The sequence below is a fragment of the Mesorhizobium sp. P2_B11 genome (assembly GCF_056404855.1).
This window is the reverse complement of record NZ_JBFUDF010000002.1, coordinates 49,889-76,071: the sequence shown is the minus strand read 5'-3', so window position 1 is coordinate 76,071 and position 26,183 is coordinate 49,889. Positions and strand designations below refer to the sequence as shown.

Below are 26,183 nucleotides of genomic sequence, written 5' to 3'. Positions count from 1 at the left end.
CTCAGTTCATGCCTTCGATGACCGAAAGGTAATGGCCGGCCCGGCGGTCGAGCAGTTCCGCGACGATTTCGGAAATATGAGGCAGCCCTTCCAGCGTCAGATGCGGATTGCTCTGCGAGGGGCGGGGCCGGTCCGACAGCACCTTCAGTGCATCGGCAAACCGCTGGGCGTCCTCGGCTTCCTCCGGCAAAAGCATCTCGATAAGGCCGAGTTCGGCTGCGCGCCGTGCGCGGATCAGCTGTTCCTCGCGCGGCGTGACGCGCGGCACGATCAGCGCCGGCTTGTCGAAGGACAATATCTCGCAATAGGTGTTGTAGCCGCCCATCGCCACCACCGCCTTGGCGCCGGCAATCAGCTCTTCCATGCGGTTGTCGAACTCGATGATCTTGATATAGGGGATCCTGGCTCCCTTCCTGACGAGCTTGTTGCGCTTGCGCGCAGGCATGTAAGGCCCAAGCACGATCAGCGCCCTGTGCTGCAATCCCGGATCCTGCTGATAGGCTTCGATGACATTGTGGATCAGGTCGGCGCCGTCGCCGCCGCCACCGGTGGTGACCAGTATATAGTCGCCCTCGGGCCGATGTCCGGGCAACTCGTTCTGCTGCAGGCTGCGTTGCAGGAAGCCGACGAACTTCATCTTTGCCCTGACCGCAGGCGGCACATCCAGGCCGGTCAACGGGTCGTAGAAATCCGGCGGGCCATAGACCCAGACCTTGTCGTAGAACAGGCCGATCTTGCGCATCACATCCCTGCGCGCCCATTCCGCTTCGAGTAGATGCGGCGCATCCATCACCTCGCGCAGGCCAAGCACGAGCGTGGTGCCCCGCGTCTTGAGGTAGGACAGCGTGTCCTCGATCTCACCGCGCAGGCCGAGCGGTTCCTTGTCGACGATGAAGATGTCCGGCCGGAAGCTCTCGGCGGTGTGGCGGATGATCGACTGCCGCATCCTCAGCGTTTCATGCAGATCGATATCCTTTTCCAGCGAGGTGTATTCGCCGTTGCGCAGCTTGATGACGCTGGGGATTTTCACGAAGTCGACACGGGCGCGGTAGTCGAAGGCGCCGGCGATGGTCGCACCCGAAATGATAAGCACCTGCAGTCCGCGGAAATCCCCGACCAGCGAATGCGCGATCGTTCGGCACCGCTGCAGGTGGCCGAGCCCGAACGTGTCGTGGCTGTACATAAGAATTCGGGCGTCTTTTGCGTGCTGTGTCATGTTGAGCGTCTTTTAGAATTCTCGCCGGACCGTGGGCAACCCCGCAAGCTTCAAAATAATCCGCGGATCTGCCGGCCTGTTTTGAGGCATGAGGGGGTACGCAACGGCGTTCTTCACCTGGAAACGAATGCCAAGGGGCGCTGATGTGACGCCATGCCTTGTCTTCGTCGACGACATACGGCTCGAGCACAAATCTCTGTCATGAGGCTTGACCCCGTGGAATTACAGGCCTGCGGCCTGAGGCAGGCAGAGCGCATATTGCGAAAAGTTGAGGGCGACAAGGGGAAACGAGGTTGCCGCACATTGTGAGGAGAACCCCGCACCTTGGGAAAATGCTTCATAATCCATTGGAACGCAACGACCGCCAGAGGCCGCACGTTGCGGCCTTTTATCCTGCCATCAGCGTAGGCCGGTGGCAAGCGCCCGGTCCCTGCGCTTGTTCAGGGGTGCATTTGACGCAATTCCCTGAGGGGAAGCGCTACGCGCCCTTCCCGCAATTCCGCCAGATCGACGCCGGCGGGTGGATACGATAGTTTGCGGAATGACGAGCGATCCACTTGCGCTTTTAATCGACGGCGACAACGCCTCCCCGAAGATCATTTCGGGGCTTCTCGCGGAGATCGCCAACTATGGCACAGCAAGCGTCAAGCGAATCTACGGTGACTGGACGAAGCCAAACCTCAACGGCTGGAAGGAGTGCCTGCTTAAGCATTCCATTCAACCTGTACAGCAGTTCGCCTACACGACGGGCAAGAATGCGACCGACGGTGCGATGATCATCGACGCGATGGACCTGCTCTACACCGGGCGGTTTTCCGGCTTCTGCATCGTCTCGAGCGACAGCGATTTCGCAAGGCTCGCGTCACGCATCCGCGAACAGGGCATAACCGTTTACGGGTTCGGCGAACGCAAGACGCCTCGACCATTCATCACTGCCTGCGACAAGTTCATATATTTCGATGTGCTCGGCGGCGCGGCAGCAGAGCCGCAGACACCCTCGATCATCCCAGAGAAGGCCGTAGCAAAGCCAGCTCCTGCGATACCCGTCAAAATCGAACCGAAACAAAGCCGGCCAACGCGAGGTGGAGCGGCGAATGGCGGGCTGGACGACGTCGCTCTCGGCATGCTTCAAGAGGCAGTGAAGGCATCGGCAGATGAGGACGGCCGTGCAAATCTCGGTCGCGTAGGCACTCATCTGTCAAAACAGTCTCCAGACTTCGACGCCAGAAACTACGGCTATGCGCGACTAAGCGACCTAGCGGTCGCTTCTGGTATTCTCGACGTGGAGCGTGTCGGTGACCAGAAGGTCGTCATGGTTCGACTGAAAGCAAGCTGACCCGGCGGGGACAGGGATCGGACGTTTCGCGTCTGATTGCACGCTATCCCGACCGATTCCGGGGCCATGGCAAGCCACATGGGAACTCACTGTTCCCCGAATTCCGCCAGGTCGACGCTATCGGGCGAATACGATACTATCTCATCAGATGTTTGCGACTGCTTGACCGGGGGGTGCAGTGGATACGTCTTCTTCCAAGCGCTGGATGACAAGACCGGAGGCCCGCGATCCCGCGGCCTTTCAGTCTGCCGCGCGCCATGTCTAAAAGGGGGAGGATTTGCCGTGACCGCCAATGTCGATCGGATTTCCAAGGCCGGGGTCGAAGCGATTGTCGCGGCGATCACGGCGCGTGTCACGGATCGCGAGACGCTGATCTGGCTGTGGCCGCAGCTTGAACAACAGCTGTTGGCCTATGACGGCCATCTCCAGACGACGCTGTTTCCGGGGTTCGAGGCGCCGGCCGTGACGGCGCTGCCGCAGGCGCTCAACCGGCGCGAACTCTCCGCCACGCTAAGGCTGGCGCTGCTGACGGCACTGGACCGGATCAGCCCGCTCGAGGCCGCCGGGTCCACAAGTGCTGCCGACATACTGGCGGAATGGAACAAGCTTTCGGCCTTCGTCAGAAACAACATCAGCGATGGCTTTTCCGGTTTTCAGAATATTCGCAGCCGGCTCTATGCGCAGTTCGGCGCGCCCAGCAATCCGGCCAAGGCGATCGACCGCGTCAACGCCTATTATAGCCAGCTCTCGGGCGCCGGCTTCCCCAAGGCGAGCTTCAAGTCGCCGGTGCATCCGGTGCTCAAGACCAGGCTGGCGAACACGGTGGCGCTGCTGACGGCCAAGGGCGCCACGGCCGCGCTGACCGGGATCAAGAGCGTCGGCGGCTTCAACATCAGGCCCAATGTCAACTCGCCCACGCAGCTCAGCAATCATTCCTTCGGCTGGGCGGTGGACATCGATCCGGCGATCAACCCGAACGTCAAGAAGACCGTTTTGCCGCTGACCATCATCGCCGCCTTCACCGGCGTCGACCTCTACGGCGCCGAGAGCGCCACGCTGCGCGCCGGCGGCCCTTATGACACGCTGCTGCCGGCCGCTATTGTGCTGTCGAAGGCCAACGCCGCTGTCGTTGCCGCATTCGCCAATGCCGATGGCCTCAAGGCCGCCATGGGCAACGCCATAACACGGCTGGCCGGCGTGACATTGCCGGCGGCGAAGCTCGCCAATGCCCATGCGCTGGCAACCGCCGTGCCAGCCAAGCAAACCGATCTCGCCACGCTGCTGCAAGGTGCCGGCGCCACGCCGGCCAAGGCCAAGTCGACCGCGAAGCTGCTGGCCGATGCCGCCGACCTGTCACGCAGGGCGGCCAGAGTCGCCACGCCCAAGATCATCGGCACCGACGCTTCGGTTGCCCGCTTCGGCTTCTTCAACCTGGCGCCGCAAGCCGCAGCCGGGCTCGCCGCCAGCGACGGCGGCGGCCTGCGCTGGCTGGGCGCGGCTACCGGCACCAAGGACTACATGCATTTCGAGCTTGCAGCCGCCGACCAGCCGAAGCTGTTCTGACCATAAGCTTGGCAATTTCTCGATATTTCAATCGTTAATCGAGTTTTATCGATTAAAGACGGAACGACCGACCTCCTCAAAAATTGAGATGCGCCGATAAGAGGAGCGCCAATGAGATTCGCAGCCATGCAAGATCCATGTGACCACTGGCTTGTCTACGATTTGCTGTCAGCGCTGCCTGCGGAGGTGGAAGGACGATTGCTGATGGGGCTGACGCGGCGCGAAGCCGAGCAGCTTGCCGCGCAAGCCAACGCGGGGTCGGTCAGGCAGGCGACCCGTTCGCCAGTTCCGTGCCCAATCTTCGCGTGAACACGCCGGCCTGACTACGCCAGCCTTGCCCTTGTCGTCCGCGGCGTCGCCAGCAGCAGGCTGGTCTCGCTGCCGGTTATCCCGGGGATCAGCCGTATCCGCCGCAGCACCGCGTCGAAATCGGTGAGCGAGGCCGTGCCGAGCTCGACCACCAGGTCCCAGCGGCCATTGGTGGTGTGAATGGTCGAGACTTCGGCGAGGCCGCCGAGCGCCCGCACCACGCGATCGGCGGCATGGCCCTCGATCTCGATCATCATCACGCCGCGTATCCGCTGGTCGACGGCGTCGGCGCGCAGCACCACGGTGTAGCCGATGATCTCACCCGTCTTTTCCAGCCGCTCCATGCGCGCCCTGACCGTGGCGCGCGATACCCCGAGATCGACCGCGAGATCGGAGATGCTGCGCCGGGCATCGTGCCTGAGCAGAGTGACCAGCCTTTCGTCGAGCACGTCCATAGCTGCTATCCAATTTGATCAATCTGACTGAGCGGAATGATAAATCAATCTTCTCGAAATGCCAATTTCGCCTGTTCAAACTGCCGGGCAGGGATGGTTCATTCCACCCATCAATCGCCCAATCAATCACGGGGACAAAAGAATGCGCTGCAGGATCGTTGGCGCGCCGGTGCAGGACGGCGCAGGCAGGATGGGATGCGAGATGGGGCCGAGCGCGCTGCGCACGGCGGGACTTGTCTCGGTTCTGTCGGAACTCGGCCATGAGGTCGAGGACTGGGGCGCCGTGCAGCCGGCTGCGGCGCGCGCCATCGTCCACGGCAATCTGGCGCTGAAGGCGCTGCCGGAGATTTCCGCCTGGACGGCGGCGATCGCCGAGACCGCCTATGCGGCATCGAAGGACGCCATACCGGTCTTTCTCGGCGGCGACCATTCGATCTCCGCCGGCACCGTGTCCGGCGTGGCGCGCCGCGCTGCCGAACGCGGCCGGCCGCTCTTTGTGCTGTGGCTCGACGCGCATCCGGATTTCCACACGCTCGACACCACCGCAAGCGGTAATCTGCATGGCGTGCCGCTCGCTTATGCCAGCGGCCGGTCGGGCTTCGAGGGCTATTTCCCCGATTTGGACGTCGCGGTCGATCCCCGCCGCATCTGCGCCATGGGCCTGCGCAGCGTCGATCCCGCCGAGCGTCGCGCGCTGAACGAAGCAGGCGTGACCGTGCACGACATGCGCTCCATCGACGAGCACGGCATCGCCTCGCTGCTGCGCGCCTTTTTGGCCAATGTGGAGAAGGAGAACGGCCTGCTGCATGTCAGCCTCGACGTCGACTTCCTCGATCCCTCGATCGCGCCGGCCGTCGGCACCACCGTGCCAGGCGGCGCCACGTTCCGCGAGGCGCATCTGGTGATGGAGATGCTGTCCGACAGCGGCCTTGTCTCCAGCCTCGACCTGGTCGAGCTCAACCCGTTCCTCGACGAGCGCGGCCGCACCGCGACGCTGATGGTCGATCTCGCCGCCAGCCTGATGGGCCGCCGCATCATGGACCGTCCGACCCGCAGCCATTCCGGAAGCATTGCATGACCCAGCCATCCCGCCTTGCCATCGTTCCCTTCGTCAGCGTCGACCGCATGATGAAGCTGGTGCTGACCATCGGCGTCGAGCGGTTCCTGACCGAGCTCGCCGCCTATATCGAGGAGGATTTCCGCCGCTGGGAGCTGTTCGACAAGACGCCGCGCATCGCCTCGCACAGCCATGACGGCGTCATCGAGCTGATGCCGACCAGCGACGGCAAGATGTACGGCTTCAAATATGTCAACGGCCATCCGAAAAACATGCGCGAGGGCCGCCAGACCGTCACCGCCTTCGGTGTGCTCGCCGATGTCGGTTCCGGCTATCCGATGCTGCTGACCGAAATGACGATCCTGACGGCACTGCGCACCGCGGCCACTTCGGCAGTCGCGGCCAAATATCTGGCGCCCAAGGGTGCGCGCTCGATGGCCATCATCGGCAACGGCGCCCAGTCCGAATTCCAGGCCGTCGCCTTCAAGGCGCTGCTCGGCATCGACCGGCTGCGGCTTTACGACATCGACCGCTCCGCTTCGGAAAAATGCGCCCGCAACCTCGCCGGCAAGGGCTTTGACATCACCATCTGCACGACAGGACAGGACGCTGTCGAAGGCGTCGACATCATCACCACGGTGACCGCCGACAAGCAGTACGCCACCATCCTGACCGACAACATGGTCGGCTCCGGCGTGCACATCAACGCGGTCGGCGGCGACTGCCCGGGCAAGACCGAGCTGCACCGCGACATCCTGTTGCGCTCCGACATTTTTGTCGAATTCCCGCCGCAGACGCGCATCGAAGGCGAAATCCAGCAGCTCGACGCCGACCATCCGGTGACCGAGCTGTGGCAGGTGATGACCGGCCAGGCCGAAGGCCGTACGTCAGCCAAGCAGATCACGCTGTTCGATTCCGTCGGCTTCGCCACGGAAGATTTCTCGGCACTCCGCTATGTCCGCGACCAGCTCCAGGCCACCAGCCTCTATGAGGAGCTCGATTTGCTCGCCGATCCCGACGAGCCGCGCGACCTCTTCGGCATGCTGCTGAGGGCAGGTTTGGAAACGGCGGCATAGTTTTTCCCTTCTCCCCGTTCACGGGGAGAAGGTGCCCGAAGGGCGGATGAGGGGCAGCGCCGGCTTCAACGATGAGCGCGTTGCAGCCTCGTCGGAAAGACAATCTCGCGGCCTCAGCGCCGCCCCTCATTGTCCTGCCGGACATTTCTCCCCGTAGAACGGGGGAGAAAGAGGCTAATCACCCCCGCAACGCCGCGCAGCTCTCCCTCTCCACCAGCACCGGCGTCAGCACTTCGCGGCGCGAGTGCGCCGCCGGTTCGGCGACGCGGGCGAGCAGCAGACTGACGGCGCGTGTGCCGATTTTTTCGACCGGCTGTGCGATCGTCGTCAGCGGCGGCCAGGTGGTGACGGCATAGGGTATGTCGTCGAAGCCGATCATCGACATGTCGTCGGGAACCCGCAATCCGCGCGCCCGCAGCACCGTCAGCGCGCCCATGGCCATCAGATCGTTGCAGGCGAAAAGCGCCGTGATCCCAGGCGCCTGCGCCATCAGCCGTTCCATCGCGGTGCGGCCGCCGGCGAAGTGATAGTCGGAATCGACTATCGTATTCGCCGGCAGGTCGAGGCCGGCTTCCTGCAGCGCCCTGGCGAAGCCGCGCAGGCGGGCGGGGCTCGAGCTGGAATCGCGCGGGCCGCCGATGACGCCGATCTTCTGATGGCCGAGCCCGACCAGATAGCGGCCGGCGAGATAGCCGCCATGATCGTGATCGACCAGCACGGAATCGACATTGACCGAATGGATCTCGCGGTCGAGCAGTACCGCCGGCACGCCGGGCAGCACGCTGGAGAACACCCGCGCATGGTCGGACGAGCCGGCGAAGATCAGCCCGTCGATCTGCTTGGCCATCAGCACCTGGAGGTAGCGCTCCTCCTTCTCGGCGCTGCCGTCGGAGTTGCACAGGATCACCGTATAGCCGGCGAGGAAGCCGGCATCCTCGATCTGGCGCGCGACGCTGGCGAAGAACGGGTTGGAATTGTCCGGCAAAAGCAGGCCGATGGTCTTGGTCTCGCCGCGCCTGAGACTCCGCGCCAGCGTGTTGGGGCTATAGCGCAGGGCGGCGATGGCCGAACGCACGCGCTCGGCCGTCTCCGGCTCGACATGGCGCGTGCGGTTCATCACATGCGAGACGGTTGCGACCGACACTCCGGCATGGCGTGCGACATCGGCAATCGTCGTCATCGGTTATTCCCCTAGCGGATCACCCTCAGAAGCCGCTCCCTGTACGCGTCTAGGATGACGGCAAGCACAATGACAAGGCCTATCACGATCGGCTTGAAATTGTCGCCGACGCCGAGCAGCTGCAGTCCGGTCGACAGCACCTGCAAAATGCAGGCGCCGACCAGCGTGCCGATGATCGAGCCCTTGCCGCCGCTGAGGCTGGTGCCGCCGATGATGACGGCCGCAATCGCGTTGAGCTCGTAGCCGACGCCGGCGATCGGGCTGCCGATGTTGAGGCGCAACAGATAGACCATCGCCGCGATGCCGGCGGTCAGGCCGCTAATGGTGAAGGCGGCGACCTTGTAGAAATCCGGATTGTGGCCGGACAGCCGCACCGCCTCGTCATTGGTGCCGACGGCGAAGATCATGCGGCCGAAGACGGTGAAGCGCAGCACGAACCAGCCGGCCGCGATCACCAGCACGGCGATCAGGAAGATCGACGGCAGGAAGCCGCCGATGATGAGGTTGCCGAAATCGACGAAACTCTGCGGCAGGCCGGTGATGGTCGAATTGTCGCTGACCACGCGGGCCGCGCCCGCCGCCATATTGAGCATGCCGAGCGTGACGATGAAGGACGGGATCTTCCAGCGCGTCGAGATCCAGCCATTGAGGAAGCCGCAGACGGCACCCGTGGCCATGCAGGCGAGCAGCGCCAGCAGGATCGCTACCCCCGGCGACAGGCTCTCGTCGATCATGACGGTTGCGCCGACCACCGTGCACAGCGCCAGCACCGATCCCACAGAAAGGTCGATGCCGCCGGTGAGGATGACGAAGGTCATGCCGGCGGCCAGCACCGTGTTGATGGCGATCTGCACGAAGATTTTCAGCGCGTTGCCCGACGTGGCGAAATAGGGCGCCGTCGCCGAGAAGAACACGGTGATCAGCACCAGCGCCAAAAGCACGCCGGCATCGCGCACCAGAAAGCGGATGAATTTCGCCCGGCCCGGCGAAACGGGCGCCGAAATAGTCACTTGCGACGTCTCGCTCATGGTCGCACATACTCCTGATAGGCGAGCGACAGGATGTGTTCCTGGTCGAACGCGGCGCGCGGCACGTCGCCGACAATCTTGTTTTTGGAAAAGACGATGATGCGGTGGCACATGCCCATCAGCTCGGGCAGGTCGGACGACACCATGATGATGCCCTTTTTCGCCGCCGCGAGCATCCACAGCAGCTGGTAGATCTCGCGCCGCGCGCCGATGTCGACGCCGCGCGTTGGCTCGTCGAGGATCAGCGTCGAGGTGCCCCTGAACAGCCACTTGGCCAGCACCACCTTCTGCTGGTTGCCGCCCGAGAGATTGCGCACCGCCTGTTCGATCGAGCTCGCCTTGACGCGCAACTGGCCGACCAGATCGTTGGCGGCTGCGGCCTCGGCACGGCGGTTGATGAGCCCGTTGCGCGAGACCTTGCCGAGATCGGTGATGGTGATGTTCTTGTCGACCGCCATGTCGAGTAGCAGGCCCTGGCCCTTGCGGTCTTCGGTGAGCAGGCTCAAGCCGTGCCGCACCGCATCCTTGGGCGCCGCGATCGCCACCGGCCTGCCGTCGATCTCGACGACGCCGTCGAGTTTCGGATCGGCGCCGAACAGCGCCCGCATGGCTTCGGTGCGGCCGCTGCCGACCAGCCCGGCGACGCCGAGGATTTCGCCATGGCGGACGGCGAATGAAATTTCCGGCGTCTCGGCGCTGCGTTTGAGATTGGCGACGCTGAGCGCCACCGTGCCCGGCACGATGGACGCGTCGAAGCCATATTCGTCGGCAATGTCGCGGCCGATCATCATGCGCACCAGGTCCGGCACGGTGAGGCCTTGCAGGTCGCGCGTCGCGACCAGTTTGCCGTTGCGCAGCACCGTCACCCTGTCGCCAATCTCGAACACCTCATGCAGCCGGTGCGAGATGTAGATGATGGTGACGCCTTTGGCCTTCAGCCGCTTGATGATGGCAAACAGCCGCTCGATCTCCGGCGGCGTCAGCGTCGCCGTCGGCTCGTCGAGGACAAGCAGCTTTGAGTCATTGCTCAGCGCCTTGGCGATCTCGACCAGCTGCATCTGCGCGACGCCAAGCGCCTCGACGCGGGTGCGCGGATCGATGTCGAGGCCGACCTCCTTCAACAGCGCCATGGCGCGGCTGTTGAGCGCCTTGCCGTCGACAATGCCGAAGGCGCGGCGCGGCAGCTTCTCCAGCATCAGGTTCTCGGCGATGCTGAGGTAGGGCAACAGGTTGAGTTCCTGATGCACGATGCGGATGCCGGAGAGCTGCGCGTCATGCGGCGTCTTCGGGCGATAGGGCTGGCCGTTGAAGGCGATCGCGCCGGAGTCCGGCTGGTAGATGCCGGCCAGGAGCTTGATCAGCGTCGACTTGCCGGCGCCGTTCTCGCCCAGGATGATGTGGGTTTCGCCGCGCGCGATCGACAGCGACACGTCGCTGAGCGCGACGGCGCCGGGAAAGATCTTTCCGACCCCCTCGAGGGCAAGAATTGCATCGGTCATGCAGCGGAATCCTGATTTGCGCCCTTTTTGCCGTCAAGGCATCATAGACGCGTCGTCGCCGCCGCCGACAGTTTGCCGGCGGCGGCGATGAGACAAGCGGAAACGCCGGAGGGAGTACCGGCGCGGTTCGCTCGTCTCAGCCGGTGATCAGCTTGATGTCGGTCTTGACCCAGCCGGAGAACTTTTCGCCGGCCATTTCGCGCAGGCCGTAATCGATGCCCATGGCGGCCATCTGCGCGCCATACTGCTCGACGGTGGCGAGCATCTTGCCTGCCTTGAGCAGCGGGCCGACGGCCGGGATGTTGTCGAAGCCGACGACCTTGATCTGGCCCGACTTGCCGGCCGCGTCGAGTGCCTTGACGACACCGAGCGCCATTGAGTCATTGGCCGCCATCACACCCTGTATGTCCTGGTACTGGGTGAGGAAGTTGGTCATCAGCGTGTTGGCTTCCTCGGTCTCCCAATGCGCCGTCTTGGAGTCGAGCAGCTCGAGGCCGTTTTCCTTGACCGCATCGTCGAAGCCGAGCTTGCGCTCCTTGGCATTGTCGGCTTCCGGATTGCCTTCAAGGATGACCACCTTGCCGCCCTTGCCCAGCGCCTTGCCGAGCGCATCGCCGGCAAGCTTGGCGCCGCCGCGATTGTCCGGACCGAAGAAGGCGAGGTCGATGCCGGCCTTCTTCTTGGCTTCGGTGTCGAGCGCGACGTCGATGTTGATGACCTTGATGCCGGCCTGCAGCGCCTTGGAGATCGGCGTCACCATGGCCTTCGAATCGGCCGGCGCGACGACGATGATGTTGTAGTTCTGGGTGATGAAGTTCTCGATGGCGTCGACCTGGGCGGCGAAGTCACGCTCGTCCTTCATGCCGACGGCGGCGAAATCGAACTTGTCCTTGTTCTTGGCGGCATACTCCTCGGCGCCGGCCTGCATCTGCTTGAAGAACTCATTGGCGAGCGACTTCATGACCAGCCCGACCTTCGGCTTGTCGGCGGCGAACACCGGTCCAAGCGGCAGCGCGAGTGCGCCCGCGGCCATGGCGCCGGTCATCAGGAACTGGCGGCGCGAGAACGGGCCGAGCCCGTCCGTAATTGTTTTCTTGCTCATGATTTCCTCCTCTGTGATCCCTGGTAATCGGTTACGTAACCGATTACGCCGCAGGTTAGTGCCTGGCTTTGCCAGGTGTCAATATCGGCGGTCGAACTCATGCCACAGCGTATCCCGTATCGACTGTCCGCCTGAGCGCTGTATCGTTCCCAACGCCCAATGATTCCCGGCCTGGTGATTCTGGACTTGGTGACCCCGGCAGACAGGAAGCCTTCATGCACGACCTGACACCCATTCTGTCGACCGTGACCGCCTCGTTCCTCGCTTCCTTCGTCGAAGTGGTCGAGGCCTTCACCATCGTTCTGGCGGTCGGCGTCACCCGCAGCTGGCGGCCGGCGCTGACGGGCGCGGCGTTGGCGCTGGCGCTGCTGGCGGCTTTGGTGCTGGCCTTCGGACCGCTGCTGGCGCTGGTTCCGATTACCGTGCTGCAGTTCGTCGTCGGCGTGCTCCTGATCCTGTTTGGCATGCGTTGGCTGCGGAAAGCCATTTTGCGCAGCGTCGGCGTCATCGCCCTGCATGACGAGGACGCCGCCTTTTCCAAGGAAACCGCCGCCTTGCAGCAACAGGCCAATGACCGCCGCGCCGATTATCTCGCCGGGCTCGCGGCTTTCAAGGCGGTGCTGCTCGAAGGTGTCGAAGTGGTGTTCATCGTCATTGCCGTCGGCGCCGCGCATGCGCAGACCTTCTATGCCAGCCTTGGCGCGCTGGCCGCCTTCATCCTGGTAACGATCATCGGCCTGGCGGTGCACCGGCCGCTGGCGCGGGTGCCGGAAAATGCGCTCAAATTCGCCGTCGGCCTGATGTTGACCAGCTTCGGCATTTTCTGGACCGGCGAAGGGCTTGGCGCCGACTGGCCGGGCGCCGATCTGGCGCTGCTGGCCATCTTCGCCATCATCGCCGTCGCGTCCTTCGCCATCGTGCGCTGGTTGCGCGACCCCAGGAGTGCACAAGGAGCCGCCCGATGACTATCCTGCGCCTCATCCTTAGGGAACTCGTCGGTATGTTCATCGACGACGGCAGCCTGGCGACGCTGGCGCTGGTGCTGATCGTGGCGATCACCGCGGCGGTGAAGTTGCTGGCGCTGCCGCCGCTTGCCGGCGGCATCCTGCTTCTGGCGGGTTGCCTCGCCATCCTGCTCTACAGCGTGCGCCGCGCGGCGCGGCGCTTCGGTCAGTAGAGCAATTCCAGGAAAAGTGTGTAGCGGTTTTCCGTCCGGAATTGCGTAAAAACAAATACTTAGAGTCCGGTCAGTAGAGGGTGAAAAACACCGGCAGCACGCCGCTGATCCGCAAGTGCTCGATCATCTCGATGGCCGGGAACAGCGCCAGGAAATAGAGCCCGTCGACGAATGTCCGCCGCAACGCCTTTGTCGAGAAGTGGCGTTCGGCCTGGTCGTGAAACAGCAGCGGGTTCGGCCAGAAAGGCGGCGTGCGCTCGGCATAGGCGGCGTAGGCGGGACCGAACTTTCCAAACAGGAACTCGGCCTCCTTGCGCGCCGTCACCCGGAACACAAGGTAGCTCATCAGGGCGAGCGCCGCCGCCACCAGCACCGAGCCATACATCAACCCGATGCCCGCGGCGCCGACCGTGGAAAAGAAATAGAGCGGGTTCCGGCTCATCGAGAACGGGCCGATGGTGACCAGCTCTTCGTTCTTCCTGCCGCCGACATAGAGAATGCTCCACAGGCGGCCGAGGAAGCAGATTAGCACCAAGCCCATACCCAGCGTTTCGATGTACTCGTGCCCTTCCGAGCCTTCGACAAAAACGGGCTTGGCGAACAGCAGCGCCGCAATGGCGAGGACGGCGGCCACCTGTACGACGATCAGGCGCTTGTGCTGGTCGAAGGCCTTCGCCGCCGGCTTGAGGGGAGCGTAGCTCATCATCGTTCCTGCTCTCCGGCAGAGCCTATCGCGCCGGTGTCTCGCAATCCACTAGCGCTTCCATGCGGCGAAGGCGAGGCGACCGGCAGGAGTTTGGGCCATTCTTACGAATTTGTAAGCGGACGGACAGATGGCGGCGAGGTCGCCTGCCTATGGTCGCTCTGCCGAAACACCAAGGATACCGTCATGCTCCCGTCAACAAGCACAGCAGCAGCCGCCCTGGCATCGCCCAACAGGGTCCCTGATGTCACGGTCGAATTCTGGCTGATCAAGCTTTTGGCGGTGACCATGGGCGAGACGGCGGCCGACTATCTCGCCGTCAACCTCGGCCTCGGCCTGACCGTGACGTCGCTGATCATGACCGGCATTCTCGTCGTCGCGCTGGCGCTGCAATTCGCGCAGAAGCGTTACGTGCCATGGGCCTATTGGCTGGCGGTGGTGCTGATCAGCGTCGTCGGCACCTTGATCACCGACAATCTGGTCGACAATTTCGGCGTCCGCCTGCAAACCACCACCATCGCTTTCACGGTCCTGCTCGCCGCGACATTCGCCGTCTGGTACGCCAGCGAAAGGACGCTCTCCATCCATACCATCGTCACCACCAGGCGCGAGATCTTCTACTGGCTGGCGATCCTCTTCACCTTCTCGCTGGGCACCGCGGTCGGCGATCTGGTCGCCGAACAATTTGACATCGGCTATCTCACCACCGGCTTCCTGTTCGGCGGGGTCATCGCTCTCATAGCCCTCGGATATGTCGCCTTCGGCCTCGACGCCATCCTTGCCTTCTGGCTGGCCTATATCCTGACGCGGCCGCTTGGCGCCTCGTTCGGCGACCTGCTGTCGCAACCGGTTGAGTATGGCGGTCTCGGCTTCGGCACCACCTTCACCAGCATTGCCTTCCTCGGCTGCATTGTCGCGGTGGTGGTCTATATGACGTTGAAGAAGAACGCCGACGCGGCCGATCCCATGCTGGTTGAATAGGCAAGAAACCGCTTTTTGGCCGGAATTGCGCCAGAACAGGGCGTTAGAGCGGGGCGCCGGGGAGCGGTGAACCAGCCAGCGATCGGAACAACAATGCGCCTTCTGCTTGTCGAAGACGACCCCAGGACCGCCGACTATGTCGTCAAGGCCCTGAGCGAGGCCGGCCACATCTGCGACCTGCTGCGCGATGGCCGTGACGGGCTGTTTGCCGCAACCCGCGATGCCTATGACGTGATCGTCGCCGACCGCATGCTTCCCGGCCTCGACGGCCTGTCGATGATCAAGGCGGTGCGCGCCGCGGGCGTGCGCACGCCGGCGATCTTTTTGACCTCGGTCGGCGGCGTCGACGACCGCGTCGAGGGGCTCGAGGCCGGCGGCGACGATTATCTGGTCAAACCTTTCGCCTTTTCCGAACTGCTTGCCCGCATCAACGCGCTCGGCCGCCGCCCGGCGGCGCAGGAGCAGAAGACGACGCTGCGCATCGCCGACCTCGAAATGGACCTGATCCAGCGCCGGGTGACCAGACAGGGCCAGGCGATCGACCTGCAGCCGCGCGAATTCAGCCTGCTCGAAGTGCTGATGCGCGGCGAAGGCCGGGTGATCACACGCACCATGCTTCTGGAGCGCGTCTGGGATTTCCATTTCGACCCCAAGACCAGCGTCGTCGAAACCCATATCAGCCGGCTGCGGGCCAAGATCGACCGGCCGTTCGAAACCGCGTTGATCCACACCGTGCGCAACACGGGCTACAGCTTGCACGCGCCGAGTTGAATGGGCCATGCTCGATCGCATCTCACACGTCCAACCGGCTGTACGTATATAAGCGAGATGTCGATGCTGGACTCTGCAAAGCGATGGGCGCGCGGCATCACCCGCGACACGGTGGCATTGTGGCTTGCCGCCCGCGATCCTCGTGTGCCTTGGTACGCAAAGGCCGCTGCCGGAGCGGTTGCGGCGTATGCTCTTAGCCCTGTCGACCTCATTCCTGACTTTATCCCGGTCATCGGCTATCTGGATGACCTGCTGATCGTCCCTCTCGGCATCATGCTTGCGGTCAAGCTGGTGCCAGCAGCTCTCATGCAGGAATTCCGTGATGCGGCCACGCGCCGCGACAGGCCGGTTGGCAAGGCCGGACTGGTCTTCATGATTGCTGTCTGGATACTGGGGGCGTTGGCGCTGCTATGGCTGTTCTGGCCGAAGTCCGCCTAAAGCGATGAAGGAAACAAGCGCCAGCCTGCTGCGCAGCACGCCGTTCCGGCTGGCTTTGACCTTCGCCTTGCTGTTCGTGCTCGCCTTCATCCTGTCAGGCGCCATTGTCTACCAGCTGATGAGCGCCGACCTTGCCGAGCAGCTCGACCAGTCGGTCAAGGAGACCTATTCGGTCGTGGCGGTGACCTATGCCGGCAACGACCAGGAGGATCTGGTTTCGGCGGTCGACAGCCATGCCGCGCTCAGCCCGAGCAAGGAGCAGCTGTTCTCGCTGACCGATGCCGCCGGCAATCATCTGGCCGGGAATTTCACCGCCGCCGACTTGCCCGACGGCTTTTCGGATTTTGCCGCGTCCCTGCCGGGCGTGCCGCCCGGCACAATGTACCGTGCCTGGTCCGGTTCGGTTGGCCCCGACAGCCTGACCGTCGCTTTCTCGCTGTCCGAGATCAAGGAGCTGGAGAGCATCGTGCTGATGAGCTTCGGCTGGGCAACCCTGATCATTTCGGGCCTTGGCGTGGCGGGCGGCGCGCTTCTGGCGTCGCGGGTGCAGCGCCGCCTCGACGGCATCGCCGCGACCATGGACGATGTCTCCAACGGCCGGCTCGACGCCCGCATTCCGCTGCTTGGCAATGGCGACGACATCGATGGCGTGTCGCGCCAGGTCAACGCCGCGCTCGAACGGCTGGCATCCCTTGTCGACGGCATGCGCCAGGTCAGCGCCGACATCGCGCATGATCTAAAGACGCCGCTGAACCGGTTGCAAATGATCCTCGAGTCGGCGGCCGACAAGACGGGGCGCGGCGAGGCCGTTGCCGACGAGCTGGCGGAGGCGCGCGGCGAGAGCCTGCAGATCAACGAGACCTTCGACGCGCTGCTGCGCATCGCCCAGATCGAGGCCGGCGCCCGCAAGGCGCGCTTTGTCGACCTCGACCTCAACGGCGTCGTCGAAGCCATTGCCGAGATCTATGCTGGCGTCGCCGAGGATGACGGCAAGTCGCTGTCGGCGGAGATTGTTCAAAGCACGCACTGCCTGGTCCACGGCGATCGCGATTTGCTGACCCAGCTATTCGCCAATCTGGTCGAGAACGCCCTGCGCCATTGCCCGCGCGGCACAATCATCAAGCTGTCGGTGTCCAGGCAAGGCGACCGCATCGTCGCCAGGATTGCCGACAACGGCCCCGGCATTCCGGCGCAAGAGCGCGAAAAAGTGTTCCAGCGGCTCTACCGGCTGGACTCCAGCCGGACCACGCCCGGCAGCGGCCTAGGTTTGAGCCTGGTGCGCGCCATCGCCGATTTGCATGGCGCAACGATCGCGCTGGAGGATCGCCGGCCCGGGCTGGCGGTGATGGTCGGTTTCCCTGCAGCGAAGGCATCGCTGGCCTGAGAGGGCCGTCAGCCCAGATCCTGAACGTCACATCAAGGGCGCCCTACTCCGGCGCGAAGGGTGGCTGAACGAAGCATTTGTCTTTCGCGGTGATGGCGGCGCGATCCTTGTCATCGCAGCGTGCCGCTGCTGCGGACGCAAAAACGGGTGCCGCTGCCGGGGGACAACAGCGAGCACCCGGTGACCGCCGATGAAGGGACTTTACCCGGCGGCTGGCTACCAATGTCTTGGCAAGGACTTGGTTGCCGCACCCAGCCCTCTGCCTTTGACGTTAAGACTTCAGTCTGATGCCTCCTGGGACCGTGGTCCACGGGCGGAACGATCGCACCGGGGCGCCGTTCTGCCTGCAGTGAATCCGGCTAACAAGGAGCCAAGGCAATGGACGATCGAAACACCAGCATTATGGAAGCGCGGTGGCTTCTTGCTGTACCCGCCTCCCTTATCTTGACGGTGCTTTTCGCCGGCTTCTGGCTTACGTGAGTGGCCAGCGGCAAAGGCTCCGCCGCCCGATCTACCGTGTAAAGATGCTCGACGAACAACCGGGCGGGCAGAAGTGTCAACAGTGGCGTTTAGCTGGTCACAGAACAGATTCCAATAATTAGAAAACTTGCGGAACGATATATACCTGGCTGAGTTTGTTGTTTGGGCATTCAATACACAGTTGTGAAATCAGCCCTTAACATAGAAAGGCTCGTCATGAAAAAGTATCTTGTCACTATCGCCGCAGGTCTTGTCCTGGTCGCCGGAATTGGCGCAGCCGTAGCCGACACTGTCGTCGTTCTCAAACCTGAGCAGCAGACGGTGGTCCGCGAATACATCCACAAGCAGAAGCTCGCATCGGTAAGCCTGCTCGGTGTGGAACTCAACGTCGGCACCGCCCTGCCGGATACGGTCGAACTTCACGCAATCGACGTCCCTGACGTGAAGTACAAGTACACGGTCGTCGGCGACCATGCAGTCCTCGTTGACCCGGATACGCGCAAGATCGTTCAGATCATCGAGTAGCAACTTCGGCCGGATGTCCCTCAACGTCCGGCCGCTGGCAGCCCGCTTCCAGAGTTGTCCTTTGGAAGCGGGTTTTTCGCGTTGAATAGCCGTTGCCGGCGCCGGCGCGACAGGTCGACCCCCACTTCGTCGAGCTGCGCTCGACACCTTGCCGGGGCGAGCCACGGGTCTCGCCCGTCCTTCGGACCCCCCGATCGACGGGGGAGAGGAAGGGCGCGAACTTGTGCAAGGGCGCGAGCTTACGTCGCCTGGCGCCTTTCCTCTCCCTCCGGAGGGGGGAGAGGTGGCTCGGCGAAGCCGAGACGGAGTGGGAGAAGCCGCTCGTCAATCGCGCCGCCGCCGCAAACTTTCTCCGGGTTGACGGATCGCACCCGACAAACGTTGGCCGCGATTAGCCTAGCGCCATACCCGAGAAAACCTATCGGCCCACAGCCCCCCGGCGAAAATCCGACGGCGACATGCCGGCCAGTTTGCGGAAGGATTTGTTGAAGGCGCTTAGCGAGCCGAAGCCGGAATCCATGGCGACGCGCAGCACATTGGCATCTTCGTGCATCAGCAGCGCCTGCGCGTAGCTCAGCCGCAGCAGGTTCATATATTCGTTGAGCGTCATTCCGGTCGACTTCTTGAAAATGTTCATCGCGTATTTCGGATGAATGTCGGCGGCCGCGGCAATGTCGACGCAGTCTATGTCGTAGAGGAAATTCTCGGCGATGAAATCGCACATGCGCCCGACATTGCGCAGCCATTGCTGGTCGAAAGGACCGCCCGTTTCCGCGCCGGCGGCCGTTTCCGGCACCAGCCGGTAGGGTTCGAACCGGATCCGCTCCAGCCGCAGCAGCAACTCGTTCACTGCATGCTCGGTCGTGGCGGGATCGCCGGAGCGGAAATAGCGGTTCCAGCGCTCGAAATTGTGGTGGTCGGCCTCATCGGTCGCCGACGTCACCAGCGTGGCGCCGGTCATCAGCCGGTGGCGGACATCGGTCGGCAGATGCAGGCGGAAGAAATGCACCAGCGGCAGATGCGCACCGGTGTAGATCGCGTCGTCCGAGAGATCGTCCATCTGGTGCGGCAGCCCGCCCCAGAACAGGCACATCTCGCCCGCCGACAGCGAAATCTCATGCTCGGCCATGCGGTAATGCACGTTGCCGCGGACGATGAAATTGACCTCGACCTGGGCATGCCAGTGCGGCTTGAGCATCACCAGCGGGTGATTGTGAAACAACTGCAAGGCCATCGGCAGGCCTTCGACGCTGCTGGCGCCAGGCTGGTAAAACGGCCGTTCCGGCATCTTACTTTCCGCCCATTCTTCATTCCCGTTATCGGGGACAAGCCTTCCGCGCTGCGTAGTTTAGCCATGCTCGCGAAGAGAGAGCAAATGAAATGGGAGGATTTCAATGCGCACGACACTGATCTGTGCCGCGCTGGCGCTTGGCCTGGGCTCGGGCCCGGCCCTGGCGCAGTCTGGCGAAATCACGATCTGGAGCTGGAACATCGCTGCTTCGTCCCTGAAGTCGACGATCGCCGGCTTCAACAAGCAGTTCCCCGACGTCAAGGTCACCGTCCAGGATCTCGGCAACCAGCCGACCTATGACAAGTCGATCGCCGGCTGTGCCGCCGGCGGCGTCGGCCTGCCCGACATCGTCTCGATCGAAAACGGCGAGGCCGAGAATTACTGGAGCCAGTTCCCCGACTGTTTTGTCGACCTGCACACGCTGGGCTACACCGCGGAAGACCAGAAGAAATTCCCCGATTTCAAGCGCACCGAACTCGAAGTGGGCGACAAGGCCTACGCCATGCCATGGGATTCCGGCCCGGTCGCCGCTTTCTACCGCCGCGACTTCTACGAGAAGGCGGGCGTCGATCCGGCCTCGATCAAGACCTGGGACGATTTCATCGCCGCCGGCAAGAAGATCCAGGCCGCCAATCCGGGCGTCACCATGACCAACGCCGATTTCAACGGCGACACCGAATTCTTCCGCATGATCTCCAACGAGCAGGGATGCGGTTATTTCGCCGAGGACGGGCAGTCGATCACCGTCAACCAGCCGAAATGCGTCGATACGCTGGCCAAGATCAAGGACATGAAGGACGCCGGCATCATGTCGTCGGCCGACTGGGGTACCAAGATCACCAACAACACCGCCGGCACCGTCGCCACCCAGATCTATGGCGGCTGGTATGAGGGCACCATCCGCACTGAATCGGCCGGCGAGAACGGCAAATGGGGTGTCTACCTGATGCCTAGCCTGACCGCAGACGGCCCGCGCGCCGCCAATCTCGGCGGTTCCTCGCTTGCCATCACTTCGGCCTCGAAGAACAAGGAAGCCGCCTACGCCTATCTGAAATACACGCTGGAGACCAACGAAGGCCAGATCACCATGCTGAAGGATTTCGGCCTGGTGCCGTCGCTGATCTCGGCGCTCGACGACCCCTATGTTGCGCAAGGCCTGCCCTATTGGGGCGGCCAGGCGGTGTGGAAGGACATTCTCGCCACGCTGCCCAAAGTGGTGCCGAGCCGCGGCACCCCGTTCCAGAGCGACGCCGAAATCATCATGCGCGCGGTGCAGACCAAATATCTCGGTGGCGGCTATCCGGATGCCAAGGCAGCGCTTGATGATGCTGCCAACCAGATCGCGGCGGCGACTGGATTGCCGGTCAAGTAAGCGCTTCTTACCTTCTCCCCTTGTGGGGTGAGCAGCCGGTTCGCCGCAGGCGAATTCATCGTGCCAGTGGCACGATGAAAGGCCGGCGAACGCCGGGACGCTGCGAAGCAGCGGGGACCCGGCAGGGTGGATCGGCCACCACGCCCCGGCCCTTCGCGGGCTCAGGGCGTTCGAAACTCGAAAAGCCAAGCAATTGGCTTTTCGTTCGCTAGCGCGAACCGCTTCTCACCCCACAAGGGGAGAAGGCAAGAAAGAAAGGAAGGAGGAAACCATGCGCACACAGAACGCCACCGCGTATCGCTTCCTCACGCCTTACCTGCTGATCTTCGCCATCTTCTGGGTGTGGCCGATCATTTCCTCGTTCATGATCTCCTTCCAGGCGACGCGCACCGTGCCGTGGCGCTGGGCACCCACCTTCAACTGGGGCCGGCTGATCGGCGACCCCGCCTTCTTCAACGCGCTGATGAACACGCTGCTCATCCTCGTCATCCAGGTGCCGGTGATGATTTCGCTGGCCATCGTCATGGCGGTGCTGCTGAACTCGCCGCTCTTGAAGGCGCGCGGCCTCTACCGCTTTGCCTTCTTCGCCCCGGTCGTCGTCGGCGAGGTCGCCTATTCCGCGGTGTTCCGGCTGATGTTCAATCTCGATTTCGGCATCATCAACAAGCTGCTCGCCGGCGTCGGCCTGGCCAAGATCGACTGGTTCTCCAACGTCACCCCGGCCATGGCGCTGATCATGATCGCGGTGACCTGGCGCTGGGCCGGCTACAACGCCATCATCCTGCTCGCCGGCCTGCAGTCGATCCCCGAGGACGTCTATGAGGCGGCGACGCTCGACCGTGTCAGCAAGGTCAAACAGTTCTTCTACATCACCTTGCCGCTGCTCAAACCGGTCATCGTCTTTTGCGCCGTGCTGTCGATCATCGGCACCATGCAATTGTTCACCGAACCGTTCCTGATCACCGAGCGCGGCGGTCCCGGCGGCGGCACCGAGACGCTCGGCCTTTTGCTTTACCGCCAGGGGTTCCGATCGCTCAATTTCGGCTACGCCTCGGCCGTCGCCTACACCATGGCGGCGCTCGCCATCGCCATCACTTTGGTGCAACTCTGGCTAACGCGGGAGCCGAAATGAGCTCGCTCTCGCAACGCCGTCTCGGCCGCAGCGTCCTGCTGCATCTGGTCCTGACGCCACTGGCGCTGGTCTGGTTGTTTCCGCTGTGGATGATGATCGTCTTCTCGACCATGCCTGACAACGGCATCTTCAGCCCCGGCATCGAGCTTCTGCCGCACGACAATTTCCTCGCAAACTTCCACAATCTCCAGCGCGACACCGACTTCGTCGGCGCCATCGGCATTTCGGTCTCGGTGGCGGTGACCTACACCGTGCTGTCGGTGCTGCTGACATCGATGGCTGGCTGGGCGCTGGCGCGCTATCATTTCGTCGGCAAAGGGTTTGTCGTCGCCATCATCCTCGGCACCATCACGCTGCCTTACGCGGTCGTGCTGATCCCGCAATTCATCATGGTGGCGCGCGACTTCCAGCTCGCCAACACCTGGGTGGCGTTGATCGTGCCGCCGCTCTTCAATTCACTCGGCGTGCTGTTCATGCGCCAGGCCTTTTCGATGATGCCGCACGATCTGTTTGACGCGGCCCGCGTCGAGGGCGTCAAGGAATGGCGCATCTTCCTGTTCGTCGCGCTGCCTCTGGCGCGGCCGATGCTGGCGGCGCTCTCCATCATCCTGTTCCTCGCCTCGTGGAACAATTATCTTTGGCCGCTTTTGATCAACAGCCAGCCCGGCGCGATGACGGCGCCGGTGGCGCTCGGCACGCTGATCGGCCTGACCAAAGTGTCGTGGGGCGGCCTGATGGCCGGCGCCGTCATGCTGACCGTGCCGATGCTCGTCGTCTTCGTGCTGTTGCAACGCCATTTCATCGCCGGCATCGCCGCCGGCGCCGTCAAGTAGGATAGAGCGATATGGCGGCAGTCACCCTCACCAATGTCCTCAAGCGCTTCGGCGTTTATGAGATCATCCACGGCGCCAACATCGACATCGCCGATGGCGAGTTCGTCGTCTTCGTCGGCCCGTCCGGCTGCGGCAAGTCGACATTGCTGCGGATGATCGCCGGGCTGGAGGACATCAGCGGCGGCGAGATCGCCATTGGCGGCAAGGTGGTGAACGATGTCGAGCCGGCCGAGCGCGGCATCGCCATGGTGTTCCAGTCCTATGCGCTCTACCCGCACATGACGGTCGAGCAGAATCTGAGCTTTGGTCTCAGAATGACCGGCAACCCGAAGGAGGACACCGAACGGCGGGTGAAACGGGCCTCCGAAATCCTGCGCATCACCGAGCTGATGGCGCGGCGGCCGAAGCAACTCTCCGGCGGCCAGCGCCAGCGCGTCGCCATCGGCCGCGCCATCGTGCGCGAACCGCAAGTGTTCCTGTTCGACGAGCCGTTGAGCAATCTCGACGCCGAGTTGAGAGTCCAGATGCGGGTCGAAATCTCGCGCCTGCACAAGGAGCTCGGCACGACGATGATCTATGTCACCCACGACCAGACCGAGGCGATGACGCTGGCCGACCGGATCGTGGTGCTGCGCGGCGGCCATGTCGAGCAGATCGGCCGGCCGCTCGACCTCTACGACAATCCCGACAACCAGTTCGTCGCCGGCTTCGTCGGCTCGCCGAAGATGAATTTCATCAAGGGCCGCGTCGTCGGCCGCAATACGCACAGCGTCACCGTCGAGTTGGTCGGCGAGGAAAAGGCCCGCATCACGCAACCGCTGACCGGCGCCGTGCCGGAAACCGGAGCCAAGGTGATTGTCGGTGTGCGGCCCGAACATTTCGGCAATGAAGGCGAAGGCGACGCCGACCTCACCGTCGGCATCGACGTCGTCGAGCATCTCGGCGGCACCACCTTCATCTATGCCCGGACCGCCCATGGCGAGGACCTGGTGATCCAGCGCGACGCTGCAAAGGTTCCGAATACCGCCGAGATCACCGTGTCCATCCGGAAATCCTATCTGTTCGACGAAAACGGCCAGCGGCTGCGCTGACCTCTTCCAGCCTTTCCAAGGAGAATGACCATGACTTCAACCGCGCCCATCCGCTGGGGGATCCTCGGGCCGGGCGACATCGCCAAGGCCTTTGCCGGCGGCGTGGCCGGATCGCGCACCGGCACGATCGTCGCGCTCGGCGCCCGCAACCCCGGCAAGGCAGGCTTGGCTCAGACGTTTCCCGGCGCCCGCATACTTGACGGCTATCAGGCGCTGCTCGACGACGCGGAAGTCGACGCCGTCTACATCGCCATCCCGCATCCCGGCCACGCCGAATGGGCGATCAGGGCGGCGGAGGCCGGCAAGCATGTGTTGTGCGAAAAGCCATTGGCGCTGACCGCCTTCGAGGCTGACGCCATGATCCACGCGGCGCGCAAGGCCGGCACCTTCCTCGGCGAAGCCTTCATGTACCGGCTGCACCCGCAGACGCTGAAGCTGGTCGAGCTGATCAAGTCCGGTGTCATCGGCGAGGTCAGGATGATCAAGTCGAGCTTCGGCTTCGCCATGCCGGGCTTCATGCCGCTGCACCGGCTCTACGCCAACGATCTCGCCGGCGGCGGCATTCTCGATGTCGGCGGCTATCCCGTCTCGATGGCGCGGCTGATTGCCGGGGCGGCAGTCGGCAAACCTTTCGCCGATCCGGACAAGGTCGTCGGCACCGCCCATCTCGGCCAGTCCGGCGTCGACGAATGGGCCTCGGCGCTGCTGCATTTCCCCGGCGGTGTCGTCGCCGAAGTGTCCTGCAGCATCTCGCTCAACCAGGACAATGTGCTCCGCATTCTCGGCACCAAAGGCCGCATCGAAGTGCCGGACTTCTGGTTTGCCGGCGGCGGCGGCCGCGATGGCGGCCTCGGCAAGATCGACGTGATCCACGCCGACGGCAAACGCGAAACCATCAGCGTCAACGAGACCCGCCATCTCTATTCCTTCGAGGTCGACGCCGCCGGCGAGGCGATCCTGGCCGGCGGCCAGGAATTCGCCTGTCCCGGCATGTCCTGGGCCGACAGCCTCGGCACGCTGCGCGTGCTCGACAGATGGCGCAGTGCGGTCGGCCTCGAATACGAGATTGAAAAGCCGGCTAAGCGCATCAACACCATCTCCGGCCGGCCGCTGCGCACCGACGGCACCGCCATCGCCAAGCGCAAGATACCCGGCCTGGCCAAGCCCGCCTCCGTGGTGGCGCTAGGCTTTGAGGATTTCCGCACCTTCTCCTCGGGCTCGATCCTGCTCGACGCCTTCTTCGAGGCCGGCGGCAATCTGTTCGACACCGGCTATGTCTACGGCGCCGGCTACACCGAGACGCTGCTGGGCCAGTGGCTGAAAAACCGTGGCGTGCGCGAGCAGTCGGTCGTCATTGCCAAGGGCGCGCATTCGCCACTCTGCTATCCCGACGTCATCGGCAAGCAGCTCGCCCAGTCGCTCGACCGCCTGCAGACCGACCATGTCGACATCTATTTCATGCACCGCGACAACCCCGATGTGCCGGTCGGCGAGTTCGTCGACGCCATGGACGCCGAGGCGAAGGCCGGCCGCATTCGCGGTCCGTTCGGCGGCTCCAACTGGACGATGGCGCGCATGGACGAGGCGATCGCCTATGCCGAGAAGAACGGCAAGCAGAAGCCCGGCGCGCTCTCCAACAATTTCTCGCTGGCCGAGATGCTGGAGCCGATCTGGGCCGGTTGCATCACCTCGTCGACCGACGACTGGAAGTCCTGGCTGACCAAGCGGCAGATGCCCAACTTCGCCTGGTCAAGCCAGGGCCGCGGCTTCTTCACCGACCGCGCCGGCCGCGACAGAAAGGACAATGAGGAGCTGGTGCGGGTCTGGTACTCCGAGAAAAATTTCGGCCGCCGCGACCGCGCCATCGAACTGGCGCAGCGGCTCGGCAAAAGCCCGATCCATGTCGCGCTCGCCTATGTGCTGGCGCAGCCCTTCCCTTCGGTCCCGCTGATCGGCCCGCGTACGCTGGACGAGCTGGAGGACAGTTTGAAGGCGCTGGATATTGCGCTGTCGCCGGAGGATTTGGCGTGGCTGGATGAAGGGCCGGAAAGGCGGCGGGCTTAGGATTGTTTGGGGCGCAAAAAGGAAAGCGCTGCGTTCCTTCGCCCCCCTCTCTGCCCTGCCGGGCATCTCCCCCTCAAGGGGGGAGATCAAATGTCACGTCGGCTTTCGCCAATCTTCGAC

At 63.4% G+C, this 26,183-nt stretch carries 24 protein-coding genes; 16 read left to right on the top strand and 8 right to left on the bottom strand.

Annotation, left to right across the window (positions count from 1 at the left end):
* Window position 1: 1 nt before the first annotated feature.
* Complete coding sequence (locus AC1DYJ_RS04765; protein WP_477287896.1) at window positions 2-1,216, bottom strand: glycosyltransferase family protein; 1,215 nt, start codon at window positions 1,214-1,216, stop codon at window positions 2-4.
* A gap of 541 nt (window positions 1,217-1,757) precedes the next feature.
* Here AC1DYJ_RS04765 and AC1DYJ_RS04760 point away from each other — a divergent pair.
* Both AC1DYJ_RS04760 and AC1DYJ_RS04755 read left to right on the top strand, forming a co-directional pair.
* Window positions 1,758-2,552 carry an NYN domain-containing protein gene (locus AC1DYJ_RS04760; RefSeq protein ID WP_477287894.1) on the top strand — a complete coding sequence of 265 codons (795 nt, stop codon included), beginning with the start codon at window positions 1,758-1,760 and terminating at the stop codon, window positions 2,550-2,552.
* Window positions 2,553-2,834: 282 nt separating this feature from the next.
* Complete coding sequence (locus AC1DYJ_RS04755) at window positions 2,835-4,115, top strand: M15 family metallopeptidase (protein ID WP_477287892.1); 1,281 nt, start codon at window positions 2,835-2,837, stop codon at window positions 4,113-4,115.
* Window positions 4,116-4,438: 323 nt separating this feature from the next.
* Here AC1DYJ_RS04755 and AC1DYJ_RS04750 read toward each other — a convergent pair whose 3' ends face one another.
* Complete coding sequence (locus AC1DYJ_RS04750; RefSeq protein WP_477287890.1) at window positions 4,439-4,879, bottom strand: Lrp/AsnC family transcriptional regulator; 441 nt, start codon at window positions 4,877-4,879, stop codon at window positions 4,439-4,441.
* A gap of 142 nt (window positions 4,880-5,021) precedes the next feature.
* Here AC1DYJ_RS04750 and rocF point away from each other — a divergent pair, with 142 nt between their 5' ends.
* Both rocF and AC1DYJ_RS04740 read left to right on the top strand, forming a co-directional pair.
* The gene (gene rocF, locus AC1DYJ_RS04745) at window positions 5,022-5,957 is read left to right on the top strand and encodes an arginase (RefSeq protein WP_477287888.1); all 936 of its coding nucleotides are present in this window, start codon (window positions 5,022-5,024) and stop codon (window positions 5,955-5,957) included.
* Window positions 5,954-7,012, top strand: coding sequence for an ornithine cyclodeaminase (locus tag AC1DYJ_RS04740; RefSeq protein WP_477425971.1), 1,059 nt, complete (start codon window positions 5,954-5,956; stop codon window positions 7,010-7,012). Before rocF ends, AC1DYJ_RS04740 begins: the two co-directional genes overlap by 4 nt.
* Window positions 7,013-7,190: 178 nt before the next feature.
* Here AC1DYJ_RS04740 and AC1DYJ_RS04735 read toward each other — a convergent pair whose 3' ends face one another.
* The 4 genes from AC1DYJ_RS04735 to AC1DYJ_RS04720 form a co-directional block, all read right to left on the bottom strand.
* Entirely contained in the window at window positions 7,191-8,192 is a 1,002-nt protein-coding gene (locus tag AC1DYJ_RS04735; RefSeq protein WP_477287884.1) for a LacI family DNA-binding transcriptional regulator, read from the bottom strand.
* A gap of 11 nt (window positions 8,193-8,203) precedes the next feature.
* Complete coding sequence (locus tag AC1DYJ_RS04730) at window positions 8,204-9,220, bottom strand: ABC transporter permease (protein ID WP_477287882.1); 1,017 nt, start codon at window positions 9,218-9,220, stop codon at window positions 8,204-8,206.
* The gene (locus AC1DYJ_RS04725; protein ID WP_477287881.1) at window positions 9,217-10,719 is read right to left on the bottom strand and encodes a sugar ABC transporter ATP-binding protein; all 1,503 of its coding nucleotides are present in this window, start codon (window positions 10,717-10,719) and stop codon (window positions 9,217-9,219) included. The genes AC1DYJ_RS04730 and AC1DYJ_RS04725 overlap by 4 nt, the downstream gene beginning before the upstream one ends.
* Window positions 10,720-10,855: 136 nt before the next feature.
* On the bottom strand, window positions 10,856-11,764 hold the full coding sequence (locus AC1DYJ_RS04720) for a substrate-binding domain-containing protein (protein ID WP_477287975.1): 909 nt from the start codon (window positions 11,762-11,764) through the stop codon (window positions 10,856-10,858).
* 272 nt (window positions 11,765-12,036) lie between these two features.
* Here AC1DYJ_RS04720 and AC1DYJ_RS04715 point away from each other — a divergent pair, with 272 nt between their 5' ends.
* Window positions 12,037-12,786, top strand: coding sequence for a COG4280 domain-containing protein (locus AC1DYJ_RS04715; protein ID WP_477287879.1), 750 nt, complete (start codon window positions 12,037-12,039; stop codon window positions 12,784-12,786).
* A complete protein-coding gene (locus tag AC1DYJ_RS04710; protein ID WP_477287877.1) occupies window positions 12,783-12,998 on the top strand; it encodes a hypothetical protein in 216 nt (71 codons plus the stop codon). Before AC1DYJ_RS04715 ends, AC1DYJ_RS04710 begins: the two co-directional genes overlap by 4 nt.
* A 70-nt stretch (window positions 12,999-13,068) precedes the next feature.
* Here AC1DYJ_RS04710 and AC1DYJ_RS04705 read toward each other — a convergent pair whose 3' ends face one another.
* Window positions 13,069-13,701, bottom strand: coding sequence for a methyltransferase family protein (locus AC1DYJ_RS04705; protein ID WP_477287876.1), 633 nt, complete (start codon window positions 13,699-13,701; stop codon window positions 13,069-13,071).
* A 186-nt stretch (window positions 13,702-13,887) separates the two neighbouring features.
* On the opposite strand from AC1DYJ_RS04705, the gene AC1DYJ_RS04700 reads away from it, so the two are divergent.
* From AC1DYJ_RS04700 to AC1DYJ_RS04680, 5 genes are all read left to right on the top strand, one after another.
* On the top strand, window positions 13,888-14,682 hold the full coding sequence (locus AC1DYJ_RS04700) for a COG4705 family protein (RefSeq protein WP_477287874.1): 795 nt from the start codon (window positions 13,888-13,890) through the stop codon (window positions 14,680-14,682).
* 93 nt (window positions 14,683-14,775) lie between these two features.
* The gene (locus AC1DYJ_RS04695) at window positions 14,776-15,453 is read left to right on the top strand and encodes a winged helix-turn-helix domain-containing protein (RefSeq protein WP_477287872.1); all 678 of its coding nucleotides are present in this window, start codon (window positions 14,776-14,778) and stop codon (window positions 15,451-15,453) included.
* Between the two features lie 57 nt (window positions 15,454-15,510).
* Window positions 15,511-15,891, top strand: coding sequence for a YkvA family protein (locus tag AC1DYJ_RS04690; RefSeq protein ID WP_477287870.1), 381 nt, complete (start codon window positions 15,511-15,513; stop codon window positions 15,889-15,891).
* Window positions 15,892-15,895: 4 nt separating this feature from the next.
* Entirely contained in the window at window positions 15,896-17,275 is a 1,380-nt protein-coding gene (locus AC1DYJ_RS04685) for a HAMP domain-containing sensor histidine kinase (protein ID WP_477287868.1), read from the top strand.
* Between the two features lie 696 nt (window positions 17,276-17,971).
* Window positions 17,972-18,280 (top strand): DUF1236 domain-containing protein, encoded by a 309-nt coding sequence (locus AC1DYJ_RS04680; protein WP_477287866.1) that lies wholly within the window; start codon window positions 17,972-17,974, stop codon window positions 18,278-18,280.
* A 418-nt stretch (window positions 18,281-18,698) separates the two neighbouring features.
* On the opposite strand, the gene AC1DYJ_RS04675 is transcribed toward AC1DYJ_RS04680, so the two are convergent.
* Window positions 18,699-19,568 carry a helix-turn-helix domain-containing protein gene (locus tag AC1DYJ_RS04675; RefSeq protein ID WP_477287864.1) on the bottom strand — a complete coding sequence of 290 codons (870 nt, stop codon included), beginning with the start codon at window positions 19,566-19,568 and terminating at the stop codon, window positions 18,699-18,701.
* Window positions 19,569-19,674: 106 nt separating this feature from the next.
* On the opposite strand from AC1DYJ_RS04675, the gene AC1DYJ_RS04670 reads away from it, so the two are divergent.
* The 5 genes from AC1DYJ_RS04670 (at window position 19,675) to AC1DYJ_RS04650 (ending at window position 26,063) form a co-directional block, all read left to right on the top strand.
* Window positions 19,675-20,943, top strand: a complete 1,269-nt coding sequence (locus AC1DYJ_RS04670) for an ABC transporter substrate-binding protein (protein ID WP_477287862.1) — start codon at window positions 19,675-19,677, stop codon at window positions 20,941-20,943.
* Between the two features lie 271 nt (window positions 20,944-21,214).
* Window positions 21,215-22,075, top strand: coding sequence for a carbohydrate ABC transporter permease (locus AC1DYJ_RS04665; RefSeq protein WP_477287860.1), 861 nt, complete (start codon window positions 21,215-21,217; stop codon window positions 22,073-22,075).
* Window positions 22,072-22,908, top strand: coding sequence for a carbohydrate ABC transporter permease (locus tag AC1DYJ_RS04660; protein ID WP_477287858.1), 837 nt, complete (start codon window positions 22,072-22,074; stop codon window positions 22,906-22,908). Before AC1DYJ_RS04665 ends, AC1DYJ_RS04660 begins: the two co-directional genes overlap by 4 nt.
* 11 nt (window positions 22,909-22,919) lie before the next feature.
* Window positions 22,920-23,999, top strand: a complete 1,080-nt coding sequence (locus AC1DYJ_RS04655) for an ABC transporter ATP-binding protein (RefSeq protein ID WP_477287856.1) — start codon at window positions 22,920-22,922, stop codon at window positions 23,997-23,999.
* Between the two features lie 30 nt (window positions 24,000-24,029).
* Window positions 24,030-26,063, top strand: a complete 2,034-nt coding sequence (locus AC1DYJ_RS04650) for an aldo/keto reductase (protein WP_477287854.1) — start codon at window positions 24,030-24,032, stop codon at window positions 26,061-26,063.
* Window positions 26,064-26,183: the final 120 nt, after the last annotated feature.

What these genes read in the sequence shown, in the direction of transcription:
- AC1DYJ_RS04660 (WP_477287858.1), top strand. Translation starts at nt 22,072, where the DNA reads ATGAGCTCGCTCTCGCAACGCCGTCTCGGCCGCAGCGTCCTGCTGCAT.
- AC1DYJ_RS04670 (WP_477287862.1), top strand. Translation starts at nt 19,675, where the DNA reads ATGCGCACGACACTGATCTGTGCCGCGCTGGCGCTTGGCCTGGGCTCG.
- AC1DYJ_RS04690 (WP_477287870.1), top strand. Translation starts at nt 15,511, where the DNA reads ATGTCGATGCTGGACTCTGCAAAGCGATGGGCGCGCGGCATCACCCGC.
- AC1DYJ_RS04735 (WP_477287884.1), bottom strand. Translation starts at nt 8,192, where the DNA reads ATGACGACGATTGCCGATGTCGCACGCCATGCCGGAGTGTCGGTCGCA.
- AC1DYJ_RS04685 (WP_477287868.1), top strand. Translation starts at nt 15,896, where the DNA reads ATGAAGGAAACAAGCGCCAGCCTGCTGCGCAGCACGCCGTTCCGGCTG.
- AC1DYJ_RS04760 (WP_477287894.1), top strand. Translation starts at nt 1,758, where the DNA reads ATGACGAGCGATCCACTTGCGCTTTTAATCGACGGCGACAACGCCTCC.
- AC1DYJ_RS04695 (WP_477287872.1), top strand. Translation starts at nt 14,776, where the DNA reads ATGCGCCTTCTGCTTGTCGAAGACGACCCCAGGACCGCCGACTATGTC.
- AC1DYJ_RS04655 (WP_477287856.1), top strand. Translation starts at nt 22,920, where the DNA reads ATGGCGGCAGTCACCCTCACCAATGTCCTCAAGCGCTTCGGCGTTTAT.
- AC1DYJ_RS04730 (WP_477287882.1), bottom strand. Translation starts at nt 9,220, where the DNA reads ATGAGCGAGACGTCGCAAGTGACTATTTCGGCGCCCGTTTCGCCGGGC.
- AC1DYJ_RS04665 (WP_477287860.1), top strand. Translation starts at nt 21,215, where the DNA reads ATGCGCACACAGAACGCCACCGCGTATCGCTTCCTCACGCCTTACCTG.
- AC1DYJ_RS04680 (WP_477287866.1), top strand. Translation starts at nt 17,972, where the DNA reads ATGAAAAAGTATCTTGTCACTATCGCCGCAGGTCTTGTCCTGGTCGCC.
- AC1DYJ_RS04700 (WP_477287874.1), top strand. Translation starts at nt 13,888, where the DNA reads ATGCTCCCGTCAACAAGCACAGCAGCAGCCGCCCTGGCATCGCCCAAC.
- AC1DYJ_RS04715 (WP_477287879.1), top strand. Translation starts at nt 12,037, where the DNA reads ATGCACGACCTGACACCCATTCTGTCGACCGTGACCGCCTCGTTCCTC.
- AC1DYJ_RS04750 (WP_477287890.1), bottom strand. Translation starts at nt 4,879, where the DNA reads ATGGACGTGCTCGACGAAAGGCTGGTCACTCTGCTCAGGCACGATGCC.
- AC1DYJ_RS04650 (WP_477287854.1), top strand. Translation starts at nt 24,030, where the DNA reads ATGACTTCAACCGCGCCCATCCGCTGGGGGATCCTCGGGCCGGGCGAC.
- AC1DYJ_RS04740 (WP_477425971.1), top strand. Translation starts at nt 5,954, where the DNA reads ATGACCCAGCCATCCCGCCTTGCCATCGTTCCCTTCGTCAGCGTCGAC.
- AC1DYJ_RS04705 (WP_477287876.1), bottom strand. Translation starts at nt 13,701, where the DNA reads ATGAGCTACGCTCCCCTCAAGCCGGCGGCGAAGGCCTTCGACCAGCAC.
- AC1DYJ_RS04725 (WP_477287881.1), bottom strand. Translation starts at nt 10,719, where the DNA reads ATGACCGATGCAATTCTTGCCCTCGAGGGGGTCGGAAAGATCTTTCCC.
- AC1DYJ_RS04765 (WP_477287896.1), bottom strand. Translation starts at nt 1,216, where the DNA reads ATGACACAGCACGCAAAAGACGCCCGAATTCTTATGTACAGCCACGAC.
- AC1DYJ_RS04710 (WP_477287877.1), top strand. Translation starts at nt 12,783, where the DNA reads ATGACTATCCTGCGCCTCATCCTTAGGGAACTCGTCGGTATGTTCATC.
- rocF (WP_477287888.1), top strand. Translation starts at nt 5,022, where the DNA reads ATGCGCTGCAGGATCGTTGGCGCGCCGGTGCAGGACGGCGCAGGCAGG.
- AC1DYJ_RS04720 (WP_477287975.1), bottom strand. Translation starts at nt 11,764, where the DNA reads ATGACCGGCGCCATGGCCGCGGGCGCACTCGCGCTGCCGCTTGGACCG.
- AC1DYJ_RS04675 (WP_477287864.1), bottom strand. Translation starts at nt 19,568, where the DNA reads ATGCCGGAACGGCCGTTTTACCAGCCTGGCGCCAGCAGCGTCGAAGGC.